The organism is Enterococcus sp. AZ048, assembly GCF_051715125.1.
Classification (GTDB): Bacteria; Bacillota; Bacilli; order Lactobacillales; family Enterococcaceae; genus Enterococcus_A; species Enterococcus_A gilvus.
On the sequence record NZ_JBIOTD010000001.1, the window covers coordinates 1,241,845 to 1,260,001 of the forward strand.

An 18,157-nucleotide genomic window follows, 5' to 3' on the forward strand; every position below is an offset into this window, starting at 1 on the left:
ATGCGTGTCTGTGTTTTTTTAATTGGTCCTTTTTAAAGTAAATCTTCGCCGTTGCGGCTTCAAATAAGTAAAACCTTCGCCTTCGACATCGTGTACATTACTTATTAAAATAAATGCTTTTTCGTCGACAGAATGAACAAGTTTCTTCACTTCATTGATTTCTTGCTGCGAAACGACGATATAAACGATTCGCTTTAACTCCGAAGAAAAACCGCCTTCGCCATGAAGATACGTGACGCCCCGCTCTAAATGCGCCATCAACAGTTCAGCGATGACATTGCTTTCGTTGGAAATGATCATCACACCTTTAGCAGCGTACCCGCCAGAAGACAGCATATCTACGACTTTACTAAAAACGAATGAAACAATCAGCGTGTACATCATCCGCTTCAAATCAAGATAAGTTAATGAACAAATCAGAACGATGATATCAAAAACTAATAACGATTTTCCCATAGTAAAGCCAATTTTTTGTTCTAAAATACGAGCAATAACGTCTGCACCGCCAGTTGTACCACCATTTCGATAGACCAATCCGCTACCAAATCCGGCAAATAGTCCGGCTAAGATAGAGACGATGAATAAATCATGATCTAAATTGATTTGTAACGGAATTCTTTGCCATATCCATAGAAAGACAGACAAGCAGACGGTCCCTAAAATTGTATAGTAGAAGGAACGTTTACCCAATATTTTTCCACCGATTAAAATCAAAGGAATATTAATGATTAGTGTAGTATAAGCAGGGTCAATACCGAATAGGGCTCGAATAATCAACGTAATACCCGTGACACCGCCTTCTGCCAAATGATTCGCAATATTCAAATAAACTAGACCAAATGCGTAAATGGCTGTTCCCACCACAATGAACGTAATTTCCTTGATCCGTGTAGACAAAGTCGTTTCCATACGACACCTCCTGATTATTAATGAATGAAACGAATTTAATAATGATATAACTTATTTGAGTTAAAATTCAATCCTCAATCAACATAGCATGAATTTCAGTTAGTTACAACAACATGATAGGAAACAAATCTGTTTTTTGATAAGATAGGTTTGAGGTGGTTTGATGGATGAAAAGACAATGAAAATCATGCAACAAGAAGTTGATGATTATATAAAACAATTTAAAACAGGTTATTTTTCACCGCTGGGACAATTAGCTCGTTTAACCGAAGAAGTTGGAGAATTAGCACGCGAGGTCAATCATTACTATGGTGAAAAAAAGAAAAAAAATTCTGAAAAGCCGAAGACCGTAGAAGAGGAACTAGGAGACGTGTTATTTGTAACGATTATTATGGCAAATTCTTTAGGAATAGATTTAACTGAAGCCTTCAATCAAAACATGGACAAATTCAATCAACGGGATCATTTTCGTTTTGAGCGAATTGATGGTGAGATAGAGGGGGAACATCAATGAAACTAGAGGCTTTTCCATTAGAGTTTCAAGGTGCAATGCCAATTTTAAGAAAATTGCAGAATGCTGGATACGAGGCGTATTATGTCGGTGGGAGTGTTCGTGATATTTTGTTGAATAAGCCTATTCATGATGTGGATATTGCAACTAGTGCGTTTCCTGCAGAAGTAAAAGAATTGTTCCATCGTACGATCGATGTTGGAATAGATCACGGAACCGTGATGGTACTTACAAAAGAGGCAACGTATGAGGTTACAACATTCCGTACGGAGTCAACGTATCAAGATTACCGGCGTCCAGATCATGTAGAATTTGTTCGCTCATTAAAAGAAGATCTTAAACGGCGTGATTTTACAATCAATGCGTTAGCGGTCGGGATTGATGGGACTGTTATTGATCTTTTTGATGGATTAGAGGATTTAAGAAACAAAGTATTACGTGCTGTAGGTAATCCTTATGAACGATTTCATGAAGATGCGCTGCGCATGATGCGGGCACTACGATTCGTCAGTCACTTAGGATTTACATTAGAGCCAGATACCTTTGAGGCGATTCAAGAATACCATTCTCTATTAGCGAAAATATCTGTTGAGCGTATCAACGTTGAATTTGTCAAGTTGATGATGGGATCGTTTCGTGAAGCGGGCTTGCGTTCTTTCGTAGAATCGGAGTGTTATATCTATTGTCCAGGGTTACGTGATTATGGAGAGGCATTGTTGAATTTTGCCGAGCTTCGAGGTCCGGCAATTCCAACAGAACGTCAAGCTTGGACGCTATTAATGACTATGCTAAATATGGAAGCTAAGGACATTCGTCATTTTATGAAGGAATGGAAATGTTCGAATCAACTGATCCGAGAAGTAACGGAGATGGTTCCGGCTTTAAACTTTCGCTTGGAACACGAATGGGATAACTGGACGTTGTATCAATTAGGAAGAGAGTTAGCTCTTTCTGTTGAATACTTACTCTATTACTTTGATCGGGAGCCTAATTTACCCAAAGTTCGATTGCTCTATCAATATTTACCAATAAATTCTTTAAAAGATTTAGAGTTAAAAGGAAATGAAGTAATGGAACATTTTGACTACCCACGCGGTCCGTGGATTAGCAAAACATTAAGCACTTTAGAAAAGGAAGTTGTTGAAGGCCGACTCGAGAATAGTAAGGAAGCACTATTAGATTTTGCGCAGGATTTTTTAGAAAAGGAGAGGCTATGAAAGAGATAACAAAAAAATATTTAGTTAAAGAAGAACAAAGCGCTCTTAAAATGGGATCAGGAGATTTAGAAGTTTTAGCTACCCCTGCATTGGTAGCAATGATGGAAAATTGCTGTAAGGTCCTTCTGTCATCACAGCTTTCGTCAGAGCAAACCAGCGTTGGTTTTAAAATGAATGTAAAGCATCTGTATCCTACATCTGTTGGTGAAGAAATTAGAATTGAAGCAACGCTAGTGGAAGTTGATAATAAAAAATACAGCTTTTCAATCAAAGCCTACGATAATAAGCAGTTGATTGGTGAAGCAACGCATCAACGAGTCGTCGTTGAAATCGCAAATTTTCTTGAAAAATTGAAGTAGAAGCACAACATGTGACCGTTTACTCAAGGTGTGCTAAACTTATTTTTAGATTAGCAGTGAGGAGAATGCAGAATGGCAAGAGAAATGACAGCGTTAAAATTCTATTTTCGAAATGGCGAAACTTGGACCATCGATCGCCGTTATATTGGCGATTTATGGATAAAACAAATTACGACCAGTTTCGGAAGAATTCATGGAAGTGAGTTCGTGGAAATACATCCATGTGCTGGCTTCAAGATTGAAATTTATCAAGAAGGGGACCATGTCCAAACAACAGATATCAATCTGGGCGGTTTAGAGTTAGGAATGTTTGAGCGTGCTCGCAAATTCGAGGACATTGAACGTATGGAAATCATCTATCGCGCGGGACATCCTGATTCTGTTTATTTCCCTTATAAGGATAAAGACCACGAAGGATTAGACAATATTTACCAATCAACAAAGGTCTCTGAAAAAACGAAAAGTTTATACATCGTGATTGATCCAACAAAAAATGTTGATGATGTTTACGGTGACCAATTTTAAAGATCTGTTACGGAGCATCCTAATTAGGATGCTTTTTTTATTAAACAGTTGTGCGAATTAAATCCTTGTTCTTGATTGTAAGAAAAATTGTAAAGCAATTATTAAGGTACCAGAATAATTTTAGGAAGTCGCTTGCTTTTTTACTAAGGTACCTGTATTATGTATTTATAAGGTACCTTATCAAAAAGGAGAGATGAATGATGGAAAATCAAACGAATGAACAATTTATGAGATTACAACATGATTTGCGACGTTATTATCATCGTAAAATGGCGAAAAAGGAGGGATTTGGTCCTCATCGAGGTCAAGGTCGCGTCTTAACTTTGTTGAAGATGAATCCAGAGATCAGTCAAAAAGACCTTACGTTTGTTTTAGGAATGAGACCACAATCTGTCGGAGAGCTGCTACAAAAACTTGAGGACAAAGAATTAATCACTCGAAAAGCGTCCGACCAAGATCGTCGAATCATGATTATTCGATTAACAGATGTCGGAAAAGAAGAAGCCGAAAAAATTTCAGAAAGACCTGATTTTGGCGAAGAGTTGTTTGCAGATTTTACAGATGAAGAAAAAGAAGAGTGGTCACGTTTAGTTGAGAAACTAAGTGAAACGTTGAAGAATCAATTAGGTGAAGAAGATTCAGAAGAGTCCTTTGGCGGCGGTGGCGATTTTGCCGGTCCTCATTCCCCCCATGAACATGGCCCCCATGGCTTCAGAGGTCCTCATGGTAGAGGGCCTGGACATCCTCACCACTTTGATGAATTTAGTGGATTTAACTGGTAATGAGAAAGCTGTAAAGGAAAAATTTCCTTTATGGCTTTTTTTTGTTACAATAACTGAGAGAAATTTGAGGATGGTTCAGAATGAAAGAATTAAAAGTTACGGATCTTTATAAAACATTTGGCGATAAAACTTTATTTGATCGTATTTCCTTTCTAATCCATGAAAAGGATAGAATCGGTCTGATCGGTGTAAATGGAACAGGGAAATCAAGTTTACTGACAATACTCTCTGGGAGAGACAGTGGCGATGGGGATGTTTCAGCAATCGACAAGGCGAGCGATTATCGAATTGGCTATTTGCCGCAAGAGCAAAATTTTTCTCAAGAGTTAGTAGTTCTCGATGCTGTTTTCCAGGGAGATAATCCATTAATGCAGACTGTTCGGGATTATGAGAAAGCGTTGTTACGTTTAGAGTATGAGAATAATAGAGAATCACAGCGTCAATTTACCCTGGCAGAAGAAGCAATGAATAAGCAGGATGCATGGACTGCAGATAGCGAAGCAAAAGCGATTTTAAATAAACTTGGAATCCATGAATTAGAGAAAAAGATTGGCGAGCTTTCTGGTGGTCAAATTAAGCGAGTGGCCTTAGCTCAAGTTCTAATCGATGCACCCGATCTATTATTATTGGATGAACCAACAAATCATCTTGATTATGATGCCATTCAGTGGTTAGAGGGTTACTTAAAAGCGTATACAGGTTCTCTTTTAATGGTTACCCATGATCGGTATTTCTTGGATCATGTGACGAATCGCATTTTTGAGCTTTCTTTTGGGAAACTATTTGAATATCAAGGAAATTATGAGTCTTATTTAGTGGAAAAAGCGGAGCGCGATCGCGTGGACATGGAGCAAGAGGGAAAAAGAAAGCAATTATATAAACAAGAACTCGCTTGGATGAGAGCTGGAGCAAAAGCGCGAACGACAAAGCAACAGGCGCGTATAAACCGTTTTGAAGATTTGAAAGAAAATCTTCATCAAGTAAAGACTGACGGACAGCTTGAAATGAATATAGCAACTACTCGTCTTGGAAAAAAAGTTTTAGAGTTGAAGGAAGCAGAGTACAGCATTGGTGAAAACGTAATTTTGAACCATTTTGATTTGCTCATTCAAACTAGAGAACGGTTAGGTATCACTGGGAAAAACGGTGCAGGTAAATCAACACTGCTGAATATTCTAGCTGGACGTCTACAATTAGACGATGGTTTATTTGAAGTTGGGGAAACGGTTCGTTTGGCTTATTACACACAACAAAATGAAACATTAGACCCGAACAAGCGTATGATTGCGTATTTACAAGAATCTGCGGAAGAAGTGAAACAGCGAGACGGCTCTCAAATTAGCGTAGCAGAACTATTGGAGCGTTTTTTATTCCCACGTTTTATGCACGGGACATTGATTGGAAAATTGTCTGGTGGGGAAAAACGACGGCTGTATTTGCTAAAATTATTGATTCAACAGCCGAATGTATTGCTCTTAGATGAACCGACGAATGACTTAGACATTGCTACGTTGACTGTATTAGAGGATTATTTAGCAGAATTTTCAGGAGCGGTTATTACGGTTTCGCATGATCGCTATTTCCTAGATAAAGTTGCGGAAAAGTTACTTATTTTTGAAGGGAACGGCAGGATCAGTCCTTACTTCGGTTCCATTATGGATTTCTTGGCCCAGCAGTCTCCAATAAAAGAAGAAAAGCAAGTCAAACAAAAAAGTCAAACAAAGGAACGAAAGAAAAAGCTTTCCTATAATGAACAAAAAGAGTGGGATACAATCGAAGAGGACATTTCTATTCTAGAAAGCAGAATAGAAGACTTAACAGAAGAAATGAACCATCAAGGGGACGACTTCACGAAGCTGCAAGATGTACAAAAAGAAATTGAAAAAAACGAACAATTACTTGAGGAGATGATGAATCGCTGGGAATATCTCAGTGAGATTTTAGAAGATCAGTAATTCTGTGATTCTAATATTAATTTTAATCAAGAGAGATTTTTTACGAGTATCTCGTTGTATTTATAAAAAAACGATGCTATTAAGTTTGGAGGGAAACAATGCTGATTGCGATTTGGGCACAGGATAAAAATGGCTTGATTGGCAAGGATAACCATTTGCCTTGGCATTTGCCAAATGATTTGCGTTTCTTCAAGGAAATGACATTAGAGCACACCTTAGTGATGGGACGTAAAACATTTGAGGGAATGGGTGGACGCCCCTTGCCACGTAGGAAGACAATTGTATTGACTCATGATAAAGACTATCATGCTGAAAATGTTTTAATCATGCACTCACTAGAGGAAGTGCTCGATTTCGATAAAAAAAATAATGGGAACATTTTTATTGCAGGAGGGTCTGCAATCTATACCGAATTCATGCCCCATTGTAAGAAAATCTATCGAACGTTCATCGAAGCTAGTTTTGAAGGCGATGCCTATTTTCCTAATACGAATTGGGACGAGTGGCAGCTGACTGAGCGAAGACAAGGACAAAGAGATGACAAAAATCCTTATCGCTATTATTTTGAAACGTATGAAAGAACCGGGTCTTAATGGCACGGTTTTTTCAAGATTTATAAAGAAATAGTTTCAAGAATGATTTATTTCATAAGGTTTGATATACTAAAATTAATTTGAAACTAGGTATGGAAAGAAGGATCAGAATGCCAAATGTTAAAATTGTAACCGACTCTTCTTGTACGATTGAAAAATCGGTGCGAGATGAATTAAATATTACTGTAATTCCACTATCTGTCATGATTGATGACGTGGTCTATCCTGACGATGATGAGTTAACCGGTGAAAAGTTTATGGCCATGATGGCACAAGCTAAAAATTTACCGAAGACTAGCCAACCTCCAATTGGATATTTTGCCGAACTTTATGATGAATTAGGCAAAGATGGCAGCTCGATCGTCTCGATCCACATGTCTCATACTTTAAGCGGAACCGCTGAAGCTGCTAGACAAGCAACTTTCTTAAGTAGCAGTAATGTAACAGTTATTGATTGCGGATTTATTGACCAATCCCAAGCTTTTCAAGTGATCGAAGCTGCAAAATTGGCACAGTCAGGGGCAAGTCTAGATGAGGTCTTGGCAGGTGTCGAACAAGTAAAAAATCACAGCAAACTATTTATCGGTATTTCTTCACTTGATAACTTAGTGAAAGGCGGGCGCATTAGTCGAGTCGCAGGGGTTATTTCAAGTGTATTGAATATGCGAGTGGTCATGGAGCTTGAAGAGGGTGAATTATTACCCATTACGAAAGGCCGCGGGAAGAAAACATTTAGTAAATGGTTCACGGCATTTAAAGATGAGCTAACAAAAGTCAATGTAAAACAAATTGGTATTTCTTATGCTGGCAAACTTGAGTTTATCGAAGAAGCCAAGCTAGCACTTCAAGAAATGTTCCCAGATATGCATATACCTGTGCTGCATACGAATCCAATCGTTGCCACGCATACGGGGCCGGGCGCATTTGCGATCATGTATTATACAGAGTAGTCGAACTTGCCTCTAGAAATAGAGGCGTTTTTTTACAAAGGAGTAGATGAATGAAACGATTTTCAATAATAGTGGTTCCTTTAGTTACAGCAGTAGTTACTTTGCTTATTCTCTTCTTAACAATTCCGAAAGCCGAATCTAGAATCCGCGTTGTTCGGGATGAAAGTCAAAATTATAAGAAATCTGTTCACTTTGTAGCTGTGGGAGACTCACTTACAGAAGGAGTCGGCGACCAGACAAAACGTGGTGGCTATGTACCTTTAGTAGCGGATGCCTTACAACAAAAATATGGATTAACTTCAATCGAAAAAAATAATTATGGTGTTTCTGGCGAGCGCAGTGATCAAATATTAAAGCGTGTAAAAAAAGATACAGATTTGCGAAGTAGTTTAGCAAGTGCAGATTTTATTACGATGACGGTTGGGGGAAACGATCTCTTTCAAGCGTTTCAGAAAAACCTTACTGCGAAAAATGCGAAGCAATTTGACCGGCCTATTAAAAAATATGGGGAGCATGTCAAAAATATTTTAGAAGAGATGCGGGAATTAAATCCCAACGCCCCTATTTACATTATAGGAATTTACAATCCCTATTTCTTGAATTTCCCAGATATAAAAGCCATGCAGACTGTCGTTGATAATTGGAATGACGAAACTCAGAGTTTAACAAAAGAGACGAAAAACTGCTTTTTTGTTCCCGTTAACGATCTTCTTTACAAAGGGATTGCAACAAAGGACAGTGGACAAACAAATGAAAGCTCAAATTCTGAGGTTAAAAACAATGCCTTATACGATGAAGACAATTTTCATCCTAACAATTTAGGATATCAATTAATGGCTACAGCAATTCAAGAAAAAATAGTAGAGACTAAAGATTTGTGGTTAATAAAGGAGAGCAATTAATGAAGGAAAAAATGAAAAAAATCAACGGCTGGAAAGTGGCCTTCCTCGTGTTGATCGGTGTTATTTTAGGAGGCGTCATTTTTTCTACTGTCCGTATATTTACAGCTCGAGAAACGAATCTGCCTTCAAGCGCTGAAACGACGGTACCGAAAGGTTCTCCTGTTTTAACAATGAACACCAATAAAAAGAAATTGAATACGGTCATGGAATATTTTTTAAATGATCTTCAAAAGGGTTCCGATATTAAGTATGAGTTTTATTTAGAAAATCAAGCCATGCTAAAAGGTGAATTCAAAATATTAGGAGCGAAAGTGGATTTTTATCTTTACTTTGATCCGTATGTTATGGATAATGGCAATGTCCAATTGAAAGCCCGAGATTTGTCTATAGGATCTTTAAACTTACCCGTGAGTCAAGTTATGGCTACCGTAAAGCGAGGCTATAAATTCCCCAAATGGGTAGCAATTGATCCGGAAGAGCAAACTATCGTTCTGAAATTGAATGAATTTAAAATGAGTAATGGAATGTTTATCAAAGCAAATCATATTGATCTTGTAGGTGATGACATTCAATTTAGTTTGTATTTACCAAAAGAAAAAAAGGCAAATGACTAAAAGAATTACTAGTGATCGTTGAGGTGGCATTAAATTGAGAAGAAGCTTTTACCATTATATTTTGACTCAGCGTGGTCATCGTCCGAATGATCCTGTTGAGGCTTTTGCAGAGTCTGTTGCAAAAGACATCATGTTTCCTAAACATTCAGATGACTATCATGAGATTACGGATTACTTGGAACTAAGTGTGGATTATTTAGACTCAATGGATCTTTTTGATCAACTTTGGGATAAATATTTAGAAAACAATAAATAAAAAAAAGGAAAAGTTGTAGAAGGCTTTTCCTTTTTTTTCTAGCATGCTATCATGAAAAAAAGGGTGAAAGGAAAATGCGCCTTGCAGAAAAAAACGTTACCAGTATCGATTTTTTTAATATCGATCGTATGTACTGTCGTGATCACTGCTGTTGTTACTCATTTTATTGAGCAGAAACAGGCAATGGATAATGACTCTGTCGTTAAAATCACGAGAAATGATTTGGACGATGTCCAAGATTTATATGATTTGATTAGTACCAATTATGTAGATAAAGTGAATAAAGAACAATTGATTCAAGGTGCTTTAAATGGAATGACGGAATCTTTAAAAGATCCTGAATCAGAGTTTCTTACGGCGACAGAAACAAAGGAACTGAATGCAAAAGTTGCTGGAAGCTTTGAAGGAATCGGAGCCAATTTGCAATTAGAAAATCGTTTGCCAGTTATTGACCGTGTTCCTGTAAAAAATTCTCCTGCTGAAAAAGCCAAATTGAAGGCAGAGGATGTTATTTTAGAAGTCAATGGGCAGAAAACAAAAGATAAATCGTTAGATCAAATTTCAAGTATGATTCGCGGAAACAAAGGGACTCAGGTCAAGTTACTTATTAAGCGCGGTGATGAAGATTTTGAGGTAACGTTAGAGCGTGATATTGTTCCAGAAGATACAGTCAAAGGCAATTTAGATCCAGAGGATAAATCAATTGGTTCCATTCAAATTGATAACTTTAGGGAAACCACTGCACTTGAATTTCGAACAATAATCGAACAGCTAAGAAAAGAAGGTGCGAAGTCATTTATTATAGACTTGCGCCAAAATTCTGGTGGATTGATCGCTGAAGCCGAACGTGTAGCAAGTTACTTTTTAGAAAATGGCGATACGATCGCTCAGTTTTCAAATAATAAAAAAATTATTTCCATTGATAAAGCAGGAAAAAAGATTGATCAAGGATTTAAAGTAAAGGAACCTACCGTTTTCCTGGTTGATCAAGAGAGCTCCTATGGTGCTGAGCTTTTAGCAGCAGCAGTCAAAAATAAGAACTATCCTATCATCGGGGTAAATACTTTTGGCAAAGGCAGTGTTCAAAGTATTAGCCCCATTGGAAAGGATAATTACGTCCAGTTAACTATCATGAAGTGGTTTGCTCCAGATGGTTCATCCGTCGAAGGCAAAGGAGTAGCTCCAACGATAGAAGCAGATTACCCTGAGTATGCAAAACTTCCACCCATTTCTAAGCAATCTAATTGGCGTATTGGGGACACTGGGGATGTAGTGAAGAATATCAATACGATATTAAACGCGTTGGGGTATCCAACAGAGGGCAATGTGTTTAATGAAGCGACACGAGATGCTGTCCTAAAAATTCAGACAGAAAACAATTTGTCTGCTACGGGTGCGTTGGATGACAAAACAGTTGATGTTTTGCAAGAAAAAGTCTTCAAGCTTGTTAAAACCAATGATGTTGCTTATGCAAAAGCTTTAGAAACATTAAAAAAATAGCTTTAAAGTGGACTCTGGTGTTCTAGAGAACAGGGAGGGAAACAATTGAAATCTTTATTAACCAAAGGTCATTTATGGTTGGCCGTGAAATATTTATTAATTTCCCTCTTTATTGGTGTGGTGATTCGTGGATTTTTATTAATTCCTGTTCCGGTGACAGGCAATTCAATGGATCAAACCTTGAGTCAAGGGGACATGGTCTTGATGGAAAAGTTTAGTAAGGTAAGACGATTTGATGTTATTGTTTTTCAACAGTCCGATGGGACGATTTATATAAAACGAGTGATAGGACTCCCTGGTGATGAAATTCGATATGAAAAAGATCAACTTTATATCAATGGAAATAAAATATCTGAGTCTTTTCTTACCAACAATCGAAATCATGACCACCAAGTTTCTCCGTATACGACAGATTTTCAATTAGAAGAATTGATCGGTGAAAAGAAGTTGCCCCCCAATGAGTATTTTGTTTTAGGGGACAATCGGAGAATTTCGAAAGACAGCCGCTCTTTTGGAACTGTTCAAAGTAAGGATATTTTAGGGAAAGCGCAGGCAGTCTACTATCCGATAAAACATATTAAAATTATTTCGTAAAAAGATGGTTCGAACCGTCTTTTTATTTTGAATATATTTGAGAAAGTATTCGCGTCTTCTCAAACATTAGTAAATTGCAGATTCAGTGAAAAAAGGGAGCATCATACCCTTTAAGTTAACAAAAGAAAATGAAGCCGTTTGTCAAAAACACTGGAATTTGGATAATAATTTTTGATCAATGATTATTCAAAAGTTTTTATAGAAAAACATTAAAAGAAGAGTTGTGTTACAATAGCGTGTGGAATAATAGTTGAAATAAAAAAACAAAAGATTGTTGTGTGCAATTGAATGCAGGCTCTTATTTTTAGTATTAAATAATACCTGCTTTTTAAGTTTTAGATTCAATACGCTCAGTGAGAGTGTGCTAAGGAGGAACTGTTTATGACCATTCAATGGTTTCCTGGTCACATGGCCAAGGCGAGACGTGAGGTCTCTGAAAAATTAAAATTTGTCGATATCGTTTTTGAATTAATTGATGCTAGACTCCCTTTATCATCTCGCAATCCCATGTTAGATCAAATTGTACAAAATAAACCACGATTGATCTTGCTAAACAAATCAGATTTGGCTGATTTAAGCCAAACCAACTTATGGGTGAATTATTTTCGTGAGCAAGGACATCACGTTCTTGCTTTAACTGCAAAAGATGATAAAAGTGTAAAGCAAATAGTTCCTGCTAGTAAGAAGGTTCTAGCAGATAAAATTACGCGTGACAAGGAAAGAGGACTAAAACCGCGGGCGATTCGCGCAATGGTTTTAGGAATCCCCAATGTAGGCAAATCAACGTTACTGAATCATCTGGCTGGTAAAAAAGTTGCGAGTACGGGAAATCGCCCAGGTGTTACGAAAGGGCAACAATGGCTTCGTTTTGGATCACAATTAGAATTATTGGATACACCAGGGATTTTATGGCCTAAGTTTGAAGATCCTTCTGTTGGGAAAAAGCTGGCTCTGACTGGAGCGATTAAAGATGATCTTCTTCATTTAGATGACTTAGCACTTTATGAACTAGAAATATTTTGCCGTTTTTACCCAGAGCAATTAAAAGAACGTTATAAATTAACACAGGAAGATTTATTTATGGAATTGCCTGAATTATTAATGTTAATTTCTGAGAAGCGTGGCTTCAAAGAAGATTATGAGCGAGCAAGTGAGATGTTGATTCTTGAATTGAGACAAGGCAGATTAGGGCGCTTTACTTTGGATCGTTTTGAGGAGCATAATGACTAATGGAAAAAATAGCAGTAAGTAAAATTAAGGAAATACTGAAAGAAATCACCACTCCTGATGATCCACGTTTAATCGAGTTTCAGAAGGATACACGAAAAGGCGTACAGCTTGCCGTATCACAATGGCAAAGAAAGAAAGATAAGTACCTAGCGCTGGAAAAAAAATATAAAGAAATGTCTCTCTTTGAAGAAGAGAAAAAAGCCGCCGGTTTTCGAGCGATTTGTGGTATTGATGAAGTGGGACGTGGTCCACTGGCCGGTCCGGTAGTCGCTGCAGCGGTTATTTTGAATGATGAACATGCAATACTTGGTTTAAATGATTCTAAGCAGCTTTCTTCTCATAAAAGAGAGGAGCTGGTGAAAGAGATTGAAAAAAATGCTCGTGCCATTGGAATTGGTGAAGCAACTGCTGAGGAAATTGATCAGCTAAACATTTATCAGGCGACTAAAGTTGCTATGCAGCGAGCAATTGATCATTTGGAAATTGCTCCGGATTGTTTACTGATTGACGCAATGGTTTTAGATAACGGCCTTCCACAGGAAAAAATTATCAAAGGTGATGCCCGTTCAGTATCAATAGCTGCTGCAAGTATTATTGCCAAAGTTTATCGAGACGAGTGGATGGCAAATTACGGAGAGCGGTATCCTGAATATGGATTTGCAAAAAATGCAGGTTACGGGACCAAAGAACATTTGAAGGCAATTGATGAACAAGGAATTTTACCCATCCATAGAAAAACTTTTGCACCAATTAAAAATAAATAAAGAATATCCCTTTTTTTTCGTATCTTTTTAGTAAAGATATGAAATGAGGGATTTTTTTGAAAAATAATTTTCTATTACGTTTGAGTTTAACAAAAGGTATCGGTGCTTTTGGCAAGCATCGTGTGTACCAATTCGCAAAGCGTCATCAACGTTGGCATTTTGATGGACTAGAGATTCGACTATTGGCCCAAACAACAAAATCCAATAATTGGAACGAATTAACAGATGATTTTTTGCACGAGATCAACTCTACCCATCACTATATTACAATTGAAGATGAAGAGTATCCAGAGACGTTGCGGCATGTCCCAACACCTCCTTTAGTCATTTTTTACAAAGGGAACATAAAATTATTAAAGAGAGATATGCTTGCTGTCGTCGGTGCTCGAGAAGCAACGAAGTATGGGTATCAAGTATTAGAAGAGTTGATGCCCGAGCTGACTAAAAGAGAATTCGTTATCGTTAGTGGCTTAGCGAAGGGGATTGATAGTTTTGCTCATCAATTTGCTATAAGCAATCAAGGAAAAACGATTGGTGTAGTTGGAACCGGCTTAGATATTTGTTATCCTAAAAGTAGTGGGAATTTGCAAATCGAAATGAGTCAACAGCATTTAGTATTAAGTGAATACCCCAATGGCACCTCGCCAGCTAAATTTCATTTCCCCATGCGTAATCGAATCATTGCCGGATTAAGTAGTGGTGTATTGGTGGTTGAAGCAAAGAAACGGAGCGGTTCACTGATTACAGCGCAACAGGCTCTGGACTATGGCAAAGATGTTTTTGTTGTTCCAGGATCCATTTTGGACGGTCGTTCTAGTGGGTGCCACCAATTGATTCAAGATGGTGCAATCTGCGTTGAAAAGGCCCAAGATATTTTTGATTCCTATGATTTGTGGAAGAAAATTCGTTAGACCTGACTTGACAAACAAAAAATGAATAGCGTATTATAGGCTACGATTTGTCAGTACTTACCGATATATAATAGTAGAAAAAATTGAGGAGGCAAAAACATTTGGCCTATAAATACCTAGTTATCGTTGAATCACCGGCGAAAGCCAAGACCATTGAGAAATATTTAGGAAGAAACTACAAAGTGGTGGCAAGCGTCGGTCATGTTCGCGACTTACCAAAAAGCAAAATGGGGATTGATGTTGAGAACAATTATGAACCCCATTACATTTCCATCCGCGGCAAAGGTGATGTCATTAAAGGATTGAAGCAAGCGGCAAAAAAAGCAGAAAAAGTTTATCTAGCGAGTGACCCGGATAGAGAAGGGGAAGCTATCGCTTGGCATCTTGCCTATTTATTGGGGTTAGACCTAAAAGACAAAAACCGGGTAGTTTTTAATGAAATTACAAAAGAGGCCGTTAAAGCCGCATTTAAAGAGCCTCGATCAATCGATGTTTCTTTGGTGGATGCTCAACAAGCGCGTCGTGCTCTGGATCGCCTCGTTGGCTACTCTATTTCGCCGATCCTTTGGAAGAAAATAAAAAAAGGGTTGAGCGCTGGTCGTGTTCAGTCCATTGCATTAAAAATCATCATTGATCGTGAACAAGAAATTCGAAAATTCATTCCTGAAGAGTATTGGAGTATTGATGGAAACTTCAAAAAGAAAACGAAGAAATTCAAAGCCAATTTTTGGGGAATTGATGGGAAAAAGAAAAAATTATCTGATGCAGAAGCTGTAAAAGAGATTACCTCGAAAATCAATGGTAAAGATTATGAAGTTACCAAGGTTGAGAAAAAGGAACGCAAACGTAATCCAGCGTTGCCATTTACAACAAGTAATATGCAACAGGAGTCTGCTCGTAAGCTTAATTTCCGAACGCGAAAAACTATGATGGTTGCACAGCAGTTGTATGAAGGAATAGCATTAGGGAAGCAAGGAACGGTAGGTTTGATTACTTATATGCGTACCGATTCGACTCGTATTTCCGACACAGCTAAAACTGAAGCGGCTGAATTCATCGAGAAAAAATATGGTAAAGAATATTCACAGCATCATGCACGTAAGGTAAAAAATCCTCAAGGAGCACAAGATGCTCACGAGGCAATCCGCCCTACGAGTGTGCATCGTACACCCGATGAGATGAAACATTATTTAGATAAGGATCAATTAAAATTATATACGTTAATTTGGTCACGTTTTGTTGCCAGTCAAATGACAGCAGCGATTTTAGATACAATGAAAGTAACGTTAGAACAAAATGGTGTAATTTTTATAGCGAATGGTTCAAAAATTAAGTTTAAAGGGTTTATGCAAGTTTATATTGAAGGTCGCGATGATGGAAAAGAAGACAAAGAGAACATCTTACCTGAACTTGAAAAAGGCGACATCGTTCAATCTGTCAATATTGAACCGAAACAACACTTTACTCAACCACCCGCACGCTTTAGTGAAGCAACACTGATTAAGACGTTAGAAGAAAACGGTGTTGGTCGCCCTTCAACTTATGCGCCAACATTAGACACGATTCAACGCCGCTATTATGTAAAATTGACGCAACGTCGTTTTGAGCCAACAGAACTTGGTGAAATCGTCAATACATTGATTGTCGACTTCTTCCCGCAAATCATCGATGTCAATTTTACGGCAGAAATGGAAAATGATTTAGATAAAATTGAAGAAGGCAAAGAAGAATGGACGAAGGTCGTTGATCGTTTTTATAAACCTTTTGCGGTCGAATTAGAAAAAGCCGAGGAAGGGATTGAAAAAATCCAGATCAAGGACGAACCTGCTGGGTTTGATTGCGACGTTTGTGGTCATCCAATGGTAATTAAGCTTGGTCGTTACGGAAAATTTTATGCATGTAGCAATTTCCCGGATTGTCGAAACACGAAGCCGATAATTAAAGAAATCGGTGTAGAATGTCCAGTTTGTCATAAAGGACAAGTTGTCGAACGTAAGTCAAAGAAAAATCGTTTGTTTTACGGATGCTCACGGTATCCTGATTGTGATTTTACTTCATGGGATAAACCAATCGGCCGTAATTGTCCAAAATGTGATGGCTATTTAGTAGAGAAAAAAGTTAAAGGCGGTAAACAAGTCGTTTGTATCAATGGCGATTATGAAGAAACCGTACAAAAATAACCTTACAAGTGAGGAATAAATGGTAAAAACAGTGAATGTAATAGGAGCAGGCCTTGCTGGAAGCGAAGCTGCATGGCAATTAGCAGAAGCGGGTGTTCCTGTAAATTTATATGAGATGCGACCGGTGAAATCTACACCGGCACATCACACTGCGGATTTTGCAGAACTTGTCTGCAGCAATTCATTGCGTGGCAATGGATTAACGAATGCAGTGGGTGTTTTGAAGGAAGAAATGCGACGTCTAAACTCTATTGTTGTCACCTCTGCTGACGAAACGGCAGTACCCGCTGGTGGTGCGCTTGCGGTGGATCGAAATAACTTTTCTGCTCTTATCACAAAGAAGGTCAAAGAGCATCCATTGGTGACTGTTGTACTTGAGGAAATAAAAAAAATTCCTGAAGGGATTACAATTATTGCTACCGGACCACTAACATCAGAAAGTTTAGCAGAAGAAATCGCTGACTATAATGGTTCACATGGCTTTTATTTTTATGATGCAGCTGCCCCGATTATAGACAGTTCTACAATAGACCGTGAAAAAGTATATTTGAAGTCTCGCTATGACAAGGGAGAGGCAGCGTACCTTAACTGTCCAATGACAGAAGAAGAATTTACGCGTTTTTATCACGCGTTGATCGAAGCGGAAGTTGCTCCACAAAAAGAATTTGAGAAAGAGAAATTTTTCGAAGGGTGTATGCCTATAGAAGTTCTTGCTAAGCGTGGAATAAAGACGATGCTGTTCGGACCAATGAAACCTGTAGGCTTAGAGGACCCAAAAACGGGCAAACGCCCTTATGCGGTAATTCAATTGCGACAGGATAACGCAGCGGCCTCCATGTACAATATCGTCGGTTTTCAAACGCATTTAAAATGGGGCGAGCAAAAACGTGTATTTCGAATGATTCCCGGTTTAGAAAATGCTGAGTTCCTGCGTTATGGTGTAATGCATCGAAATAGTTTTATGAATTCTCCAGAACTATTAAAGCCCACTTATCAAAGCAAGAAGCGTAACGATTTATTTTTTGCCGGTCAGATGACAGGAGTAGAAGGGTATGTTGAAAGCGCAGGAAGTGGTCTTGTTGCAGGTCTTAATGCCGGAAGATTAGCTAAGGGAGAAGAGTTGCTTGAGTTTCCACGGGAAACTGCAATAGGTTCAATGGCTTATTATATTACCCACGCTGAGGGCAAGCATTTTCAGCCGATGAATGCTAATTTTGGTTTGTTTCCCGCTTTACCAGAACGCATTCGTGACAAAAAATTGCGTTATGAAACATTAGCAGAACGGGCATTAAATGCTTTATCAGCTATGACTATCTAATAGAAATCTCGTTGCTTCTTGCAATGGGATTTTTTATTTTAAAAAAATATGGCGTATCCATGTCTATATTGAAAGTAATTGTGAAGT

The 18,157-nt window shown here is 38.1% G+C and carries 19 protein-coding genes; 18 read left to right on the plus strand and 1 reads right to left on the minus strand.

The window, feature by feature from the left end; all coding sequences use genetic code 11:
- Positions 1–18: 18 nt before the first annotated feature.
- A complete protein-coding gene (locus IGI66_RS06115) occupies positions 19–909 on the minus strand; it encodes a YitT family protein (protein WP_010780955.1) in 891 nt (296 codons plus the stop codon).
- 163 nt (positions 910–1,072) lie between these two features.
- On the opposite strand from IGI66_RS06115, the gene IGI66_RS06120 reads away from it, so the two are divergent.
- The 18 genes from IGI66_RS06120 to trmFO all read left to right on the plus strand — a co-directional run bounded on the left by IGI66_RS06120 (position 1,073) and on the right by trmFO (position 18,070).
- Positions 1,073–1,423 (plus strand): nucleotide pyrophosphohydrolase, encoded by a 351-nt coding sequence (locus IGI66_RS06120; protein ID WP_086304311.1) that lies wholly within the window; start codon positions 1,073–1,075, stop codon positions 1,421–1,423.
- The gene (locus IGI66_RS06125; protein ID WP_010780953.1) at positions 1,420–2,637 is read left to right on the plus strand and encodes a CCA tRNA nucleotidyltransferase; all 1,218 of its coding nucleotides are present in this window, start codon (positions 1,420–1,422) and stop codon (positions 2,635–2,637) included. Before IGI66_RS06120 ends, IGI66_RS06125 begins: the two co-directional genes overlap by 4 nt.
- Positions 2,634–2,996, plus strand: a complete 363-nt coding sequence (locus IGI66_RS06130) for a thioesterase family protein (protein ID WP_314577858.1) — start codon at positions 2,634–2,636, stop codon at positions 2,994–2,996. Before IGI66_RS06125 ends, IGI66_RS06130 begins: the two co-directional genes overlap by 4 nt.
- Positions 2,997–3,068: 72 nt before the next feature.
- Positions 3,069–3,521 (plus strand): hypothetical protein, encoded by a 453-nt coding sequence (locus IGI66_RS06135; RefSeq protein WP_010780951.1) that lies wholly within the window; start codon positions 3,069–3,071, stop codon positions 3,519–3,521.
- A gap of 197 nt (positions 3,522–3,718) precedes the next feature.
- Positions 3,719–4,303 (plus strand): MarR family winged helix-turn-helix transcriptional regulator, encoded by a 585-nt coding sequence (locus IGI66_RS06140; protein ID WP_316406152.1) that lies wholly within the window; start codon positions 3,719–3,721, stop codon positions 4,301–4,303.
- Between the two features lie 80 nt (positions 4,304–4,383).
- Positions 4,384–6,258 carry an ABC-F family ATP-binding cassette domain-containing protein gene (locus IGI66_RS06145; protein WP_438848070.1) on the plus strand — a complete coding sequence of 625 codons (1,875 nt, stop codon included), beginning with the start codon at positions 4,384–4,386 and terminating at the stop codon, positions 6,256–6,258.
- A gap of 98 nt (positions 6,259–6,356) precedes the next feature.
- Complete coding sequence (locus tag IGI66_RS06150; protein ID WP_010780948.1) at positions 6,357–6,851, plus strand: dihydrofolate reductase; 495 nt, start codon at positions 6,357–6,359, stop codon at positions 6,849–6,851.
- 110 nt (positions 6,852–6,961) lie between these two features.
- On the plus strand, positions 6,962–7,801 hold the full coding sequence (locus IGI66_RS06155) for a DegV family protein (RefSeq protein ID WP_438848071.1): 840 nt from the start codon (positions 6,962–6,964) through the stop codon (positions 7,799–7,801).
- A 50-nt stretch (positions 7,802–7,851) separates the two neighbouring features.
- Positions 7,852–8,703 carry an SGNH/GDSL hydrolase family protein gene (locus IGI66_RS06160; protein WP_010780946.1) on the plus strand — a complete coding sequence of 284 codons (852 nt, stop codon included), beginning with the start codon at positions 7,852–7,854 and terminating at the stop codon, positions 8,701–8,703.
- Positions 8,703–9,317, plus strand: a complete 615-nt coding sequence (locus IGI66_RS06165; RefSeq protein ID WP_010780945.1) for a YpmS family protein — start codon at positions 8,703–8,705, stop codon at positions 9,315–9,317. Before IGI66_RS06160 ends, IGI66_RS06165 begins: the two co-directional genes overlap by 1 nt.
- Positions 9,318–9,351: 34 nt before the next feature.
- Positions 9,352–9,573, plus strand: a complete 222-nt coding sequence (locus IGI66_RS06170; RefSeq protein ID WP_010780944.1) for a YozE family protein — start codon at positions 9,352–9,354, stop codon at positions 9,571–9,573.
- Positions 9,574–9,654: 81 nt separating this feature from the next.
- Positions 9,655–11,073 carry a S41 family peptidase gene (locus IGI66_RS06175; protein WP_010780943.1) on the plus strand — a complete coding sequence of 473 codons (1,419 nt, stop codon included), beginning with the start codon at positions 9,655–9,657 and terminating at the stop codon, positions 11,071–11,073.
- A 45-nt stretch (positions 11,074–11,118) separates the two neighbouring features.
- On the plus strand, positions 11,119–11,667 hold the full coding sequence (gene lepB / locus IGI66_RS06180) for a signal peptidase I (protein ID WP_010780942.1): 549 nt from the start codon (positions 11,119–11,121) through the stop codon (positions 11,665–11,667).
- A gap of 381 nt (positions 11,668–12,048) precedes the next feature.
- A complete protein-coding gene (gene ylqF / locus IGI66_RS06185; RefSeq protein WP_086304300.1) occupies positions 12,049–12,897 on the plus strand; it encodes a ribosome biogenesis GTPase YlqF in 849 nt (282 codons plus the stop codon).
- Complete coding sequence (locus IGI66_RS06190) at positions 12,897–13,661, plus strand: ribonuclease HII (RefSeq protein WP_438848075.1); 765 nt, start codon at positions 12,897–12,899, stop codon at positions 13,659–13,661. Before ylqF ends, IGI66_RS06190 begins: the two co-directional genes overlap by 1 nt.
- A 56-nt stretch (positions 13,662–13,717) precedes the next feature.
- Complete coding sequence (gene dprA / locus IGI66_RS06195; protein ID WP_438848077.1) at positions 13,718–14,572, plus strand: DNA-processing protein DprA; 855 nt, start codon at positions 13,718–13,720, stop codon at positions 14,570–14,572.
- 101 nt (positions 14,573–14,673) lie between these two features.
- Positions 14,674–16,752, plus strand: a complete 2,079-nt coding sequence (gene topA / locus IGI66_RS06200; RefSeq protein WP_438848078.1) for a type I DNA topoisomerase — start codon at positions 14,674–14,676, stop codon at positions 16,750–16,752.
- Positions 16,753–16,771: 19 nt separating this feature from the next.
- Entirely contained in the window at positions 16,772–18,070 is a 1,299-nt protein-coding gene (gene trmFO / locus IGI66_RS06205; RefSeq protein ID WP_438848080.1) for an FADH(2)-oxidizing methylenetetrahydrofolate--tRNA-(uracil(54)-C(5))-methyltransferase TrmFO, read from the plus strand.
- Positions 18,071–18,157 lie beyond the last annotated feature (87 nt).

What these genes read in the sequence shown, in the direction of transcription:
- IGI66_RS06160 (WP_010780946.1), top strand. Translation starts at nt 7,852, where the DNA reads ATGAAACGATTTTCAATAATAGTGGTTCCTTTAGTTACAGCAGTAGTT.
- IGI66_RS06150 (WP_010780948.1), top strand. Translation starts at nt 6,357, where the DNA reads ATGCTGATTGCGATTTGGGCACAGGATAAAAATGGCTTGATTGGCAAG.
- IGI66_RS06135 (WP_010780951.1), top strand. Translation starts at nt 3,069, where the DNA reads ATGGCAAGAGAAATGACAGCGTTAAAATTCTATTTTCGAAATGGCGAA.
- ylqF (WP_086304300.1), top strand. Translation starts at nt 12,049, where the DNA reads ATGACCATTCAATGGTTTCCTGGTCACATGGCCAAGGCGAGACGTGAG.
- trmFO (WP_438848080.1), top strand. Translation starts at nt 16,772, where the DNA reads ATGGTAAAAACAGTGAATGTAATAGGAGCAGGCCTTGCTGGAAGCGAA.
- IGI66_RS06130 (WP_314577858.1), top strand. Translation starts at nt 2,634, where the DNA reads ATGAAAGAGATAACAAAAAAATATTTAGTTAAAGAAGAACAAAGCGCT.
- IGI66_RS06165 (WP_010780945.1), top strand. Translation starts at nt 8,703, where the DNA reads ATGAAGGAAAAAATGAAAAAAATCAACGGCTGGAAAGTGGCCTTCCTC.
- IGI66_RS06155 (WP_438848071.1), top strand. Translation starts at nt 6,962, where the DNA reads ATGCCAAATGTTAAAATTGTAACCGACTCTTCTTGTACGATTGAAAAA.
- IGI66_RS06145 (WP_438848070.1), top strand. Translation starts at nt 4,384, where the DNA reads ATGAAAGAATTAAAAGTTACGGATCTTTATAAAACATTTGGCGATAAA.
- IGI66_RS06115 (WP_010780955.1), bottom strand. Translation starts at nt 909, where the DNA reads ATGGAAACGACTTTGTCTACACGGATCAAGGAAATTACGTTCATTGTG.
- IGI66_RS06140 (WP_316406152.1), top strand. Translation starts at nt 3,719, where the DNA reads ATGATGGAAAATCAAACGAATGAACAATTTATGAGATTACAACATGAT.
- IGI66_RS06190 (WP_438848075.1), top strand. Translation starts at nt 12,897, where the DNA reads ATGGAAAAAATAGCAGTAAGTAAAATTAAGGAAATACTGAAAGAAATC.
- IGI66_RS06125 (WP_010780953.1), top strand. Translation starts at nt 1,420, where the DNA reads ATGAAACTAGAGGCTTTTCCATTAGAGTTTCAAGGTGCAATGCCAATT.
- IGI66_RS06120 (WP_086304311.1), top strand. Translation starts at nt 1,073, where the DNA reads ATGGATGAAAAGACAATGAAAATCATGCAACAAGAAGTTGATGATTAT.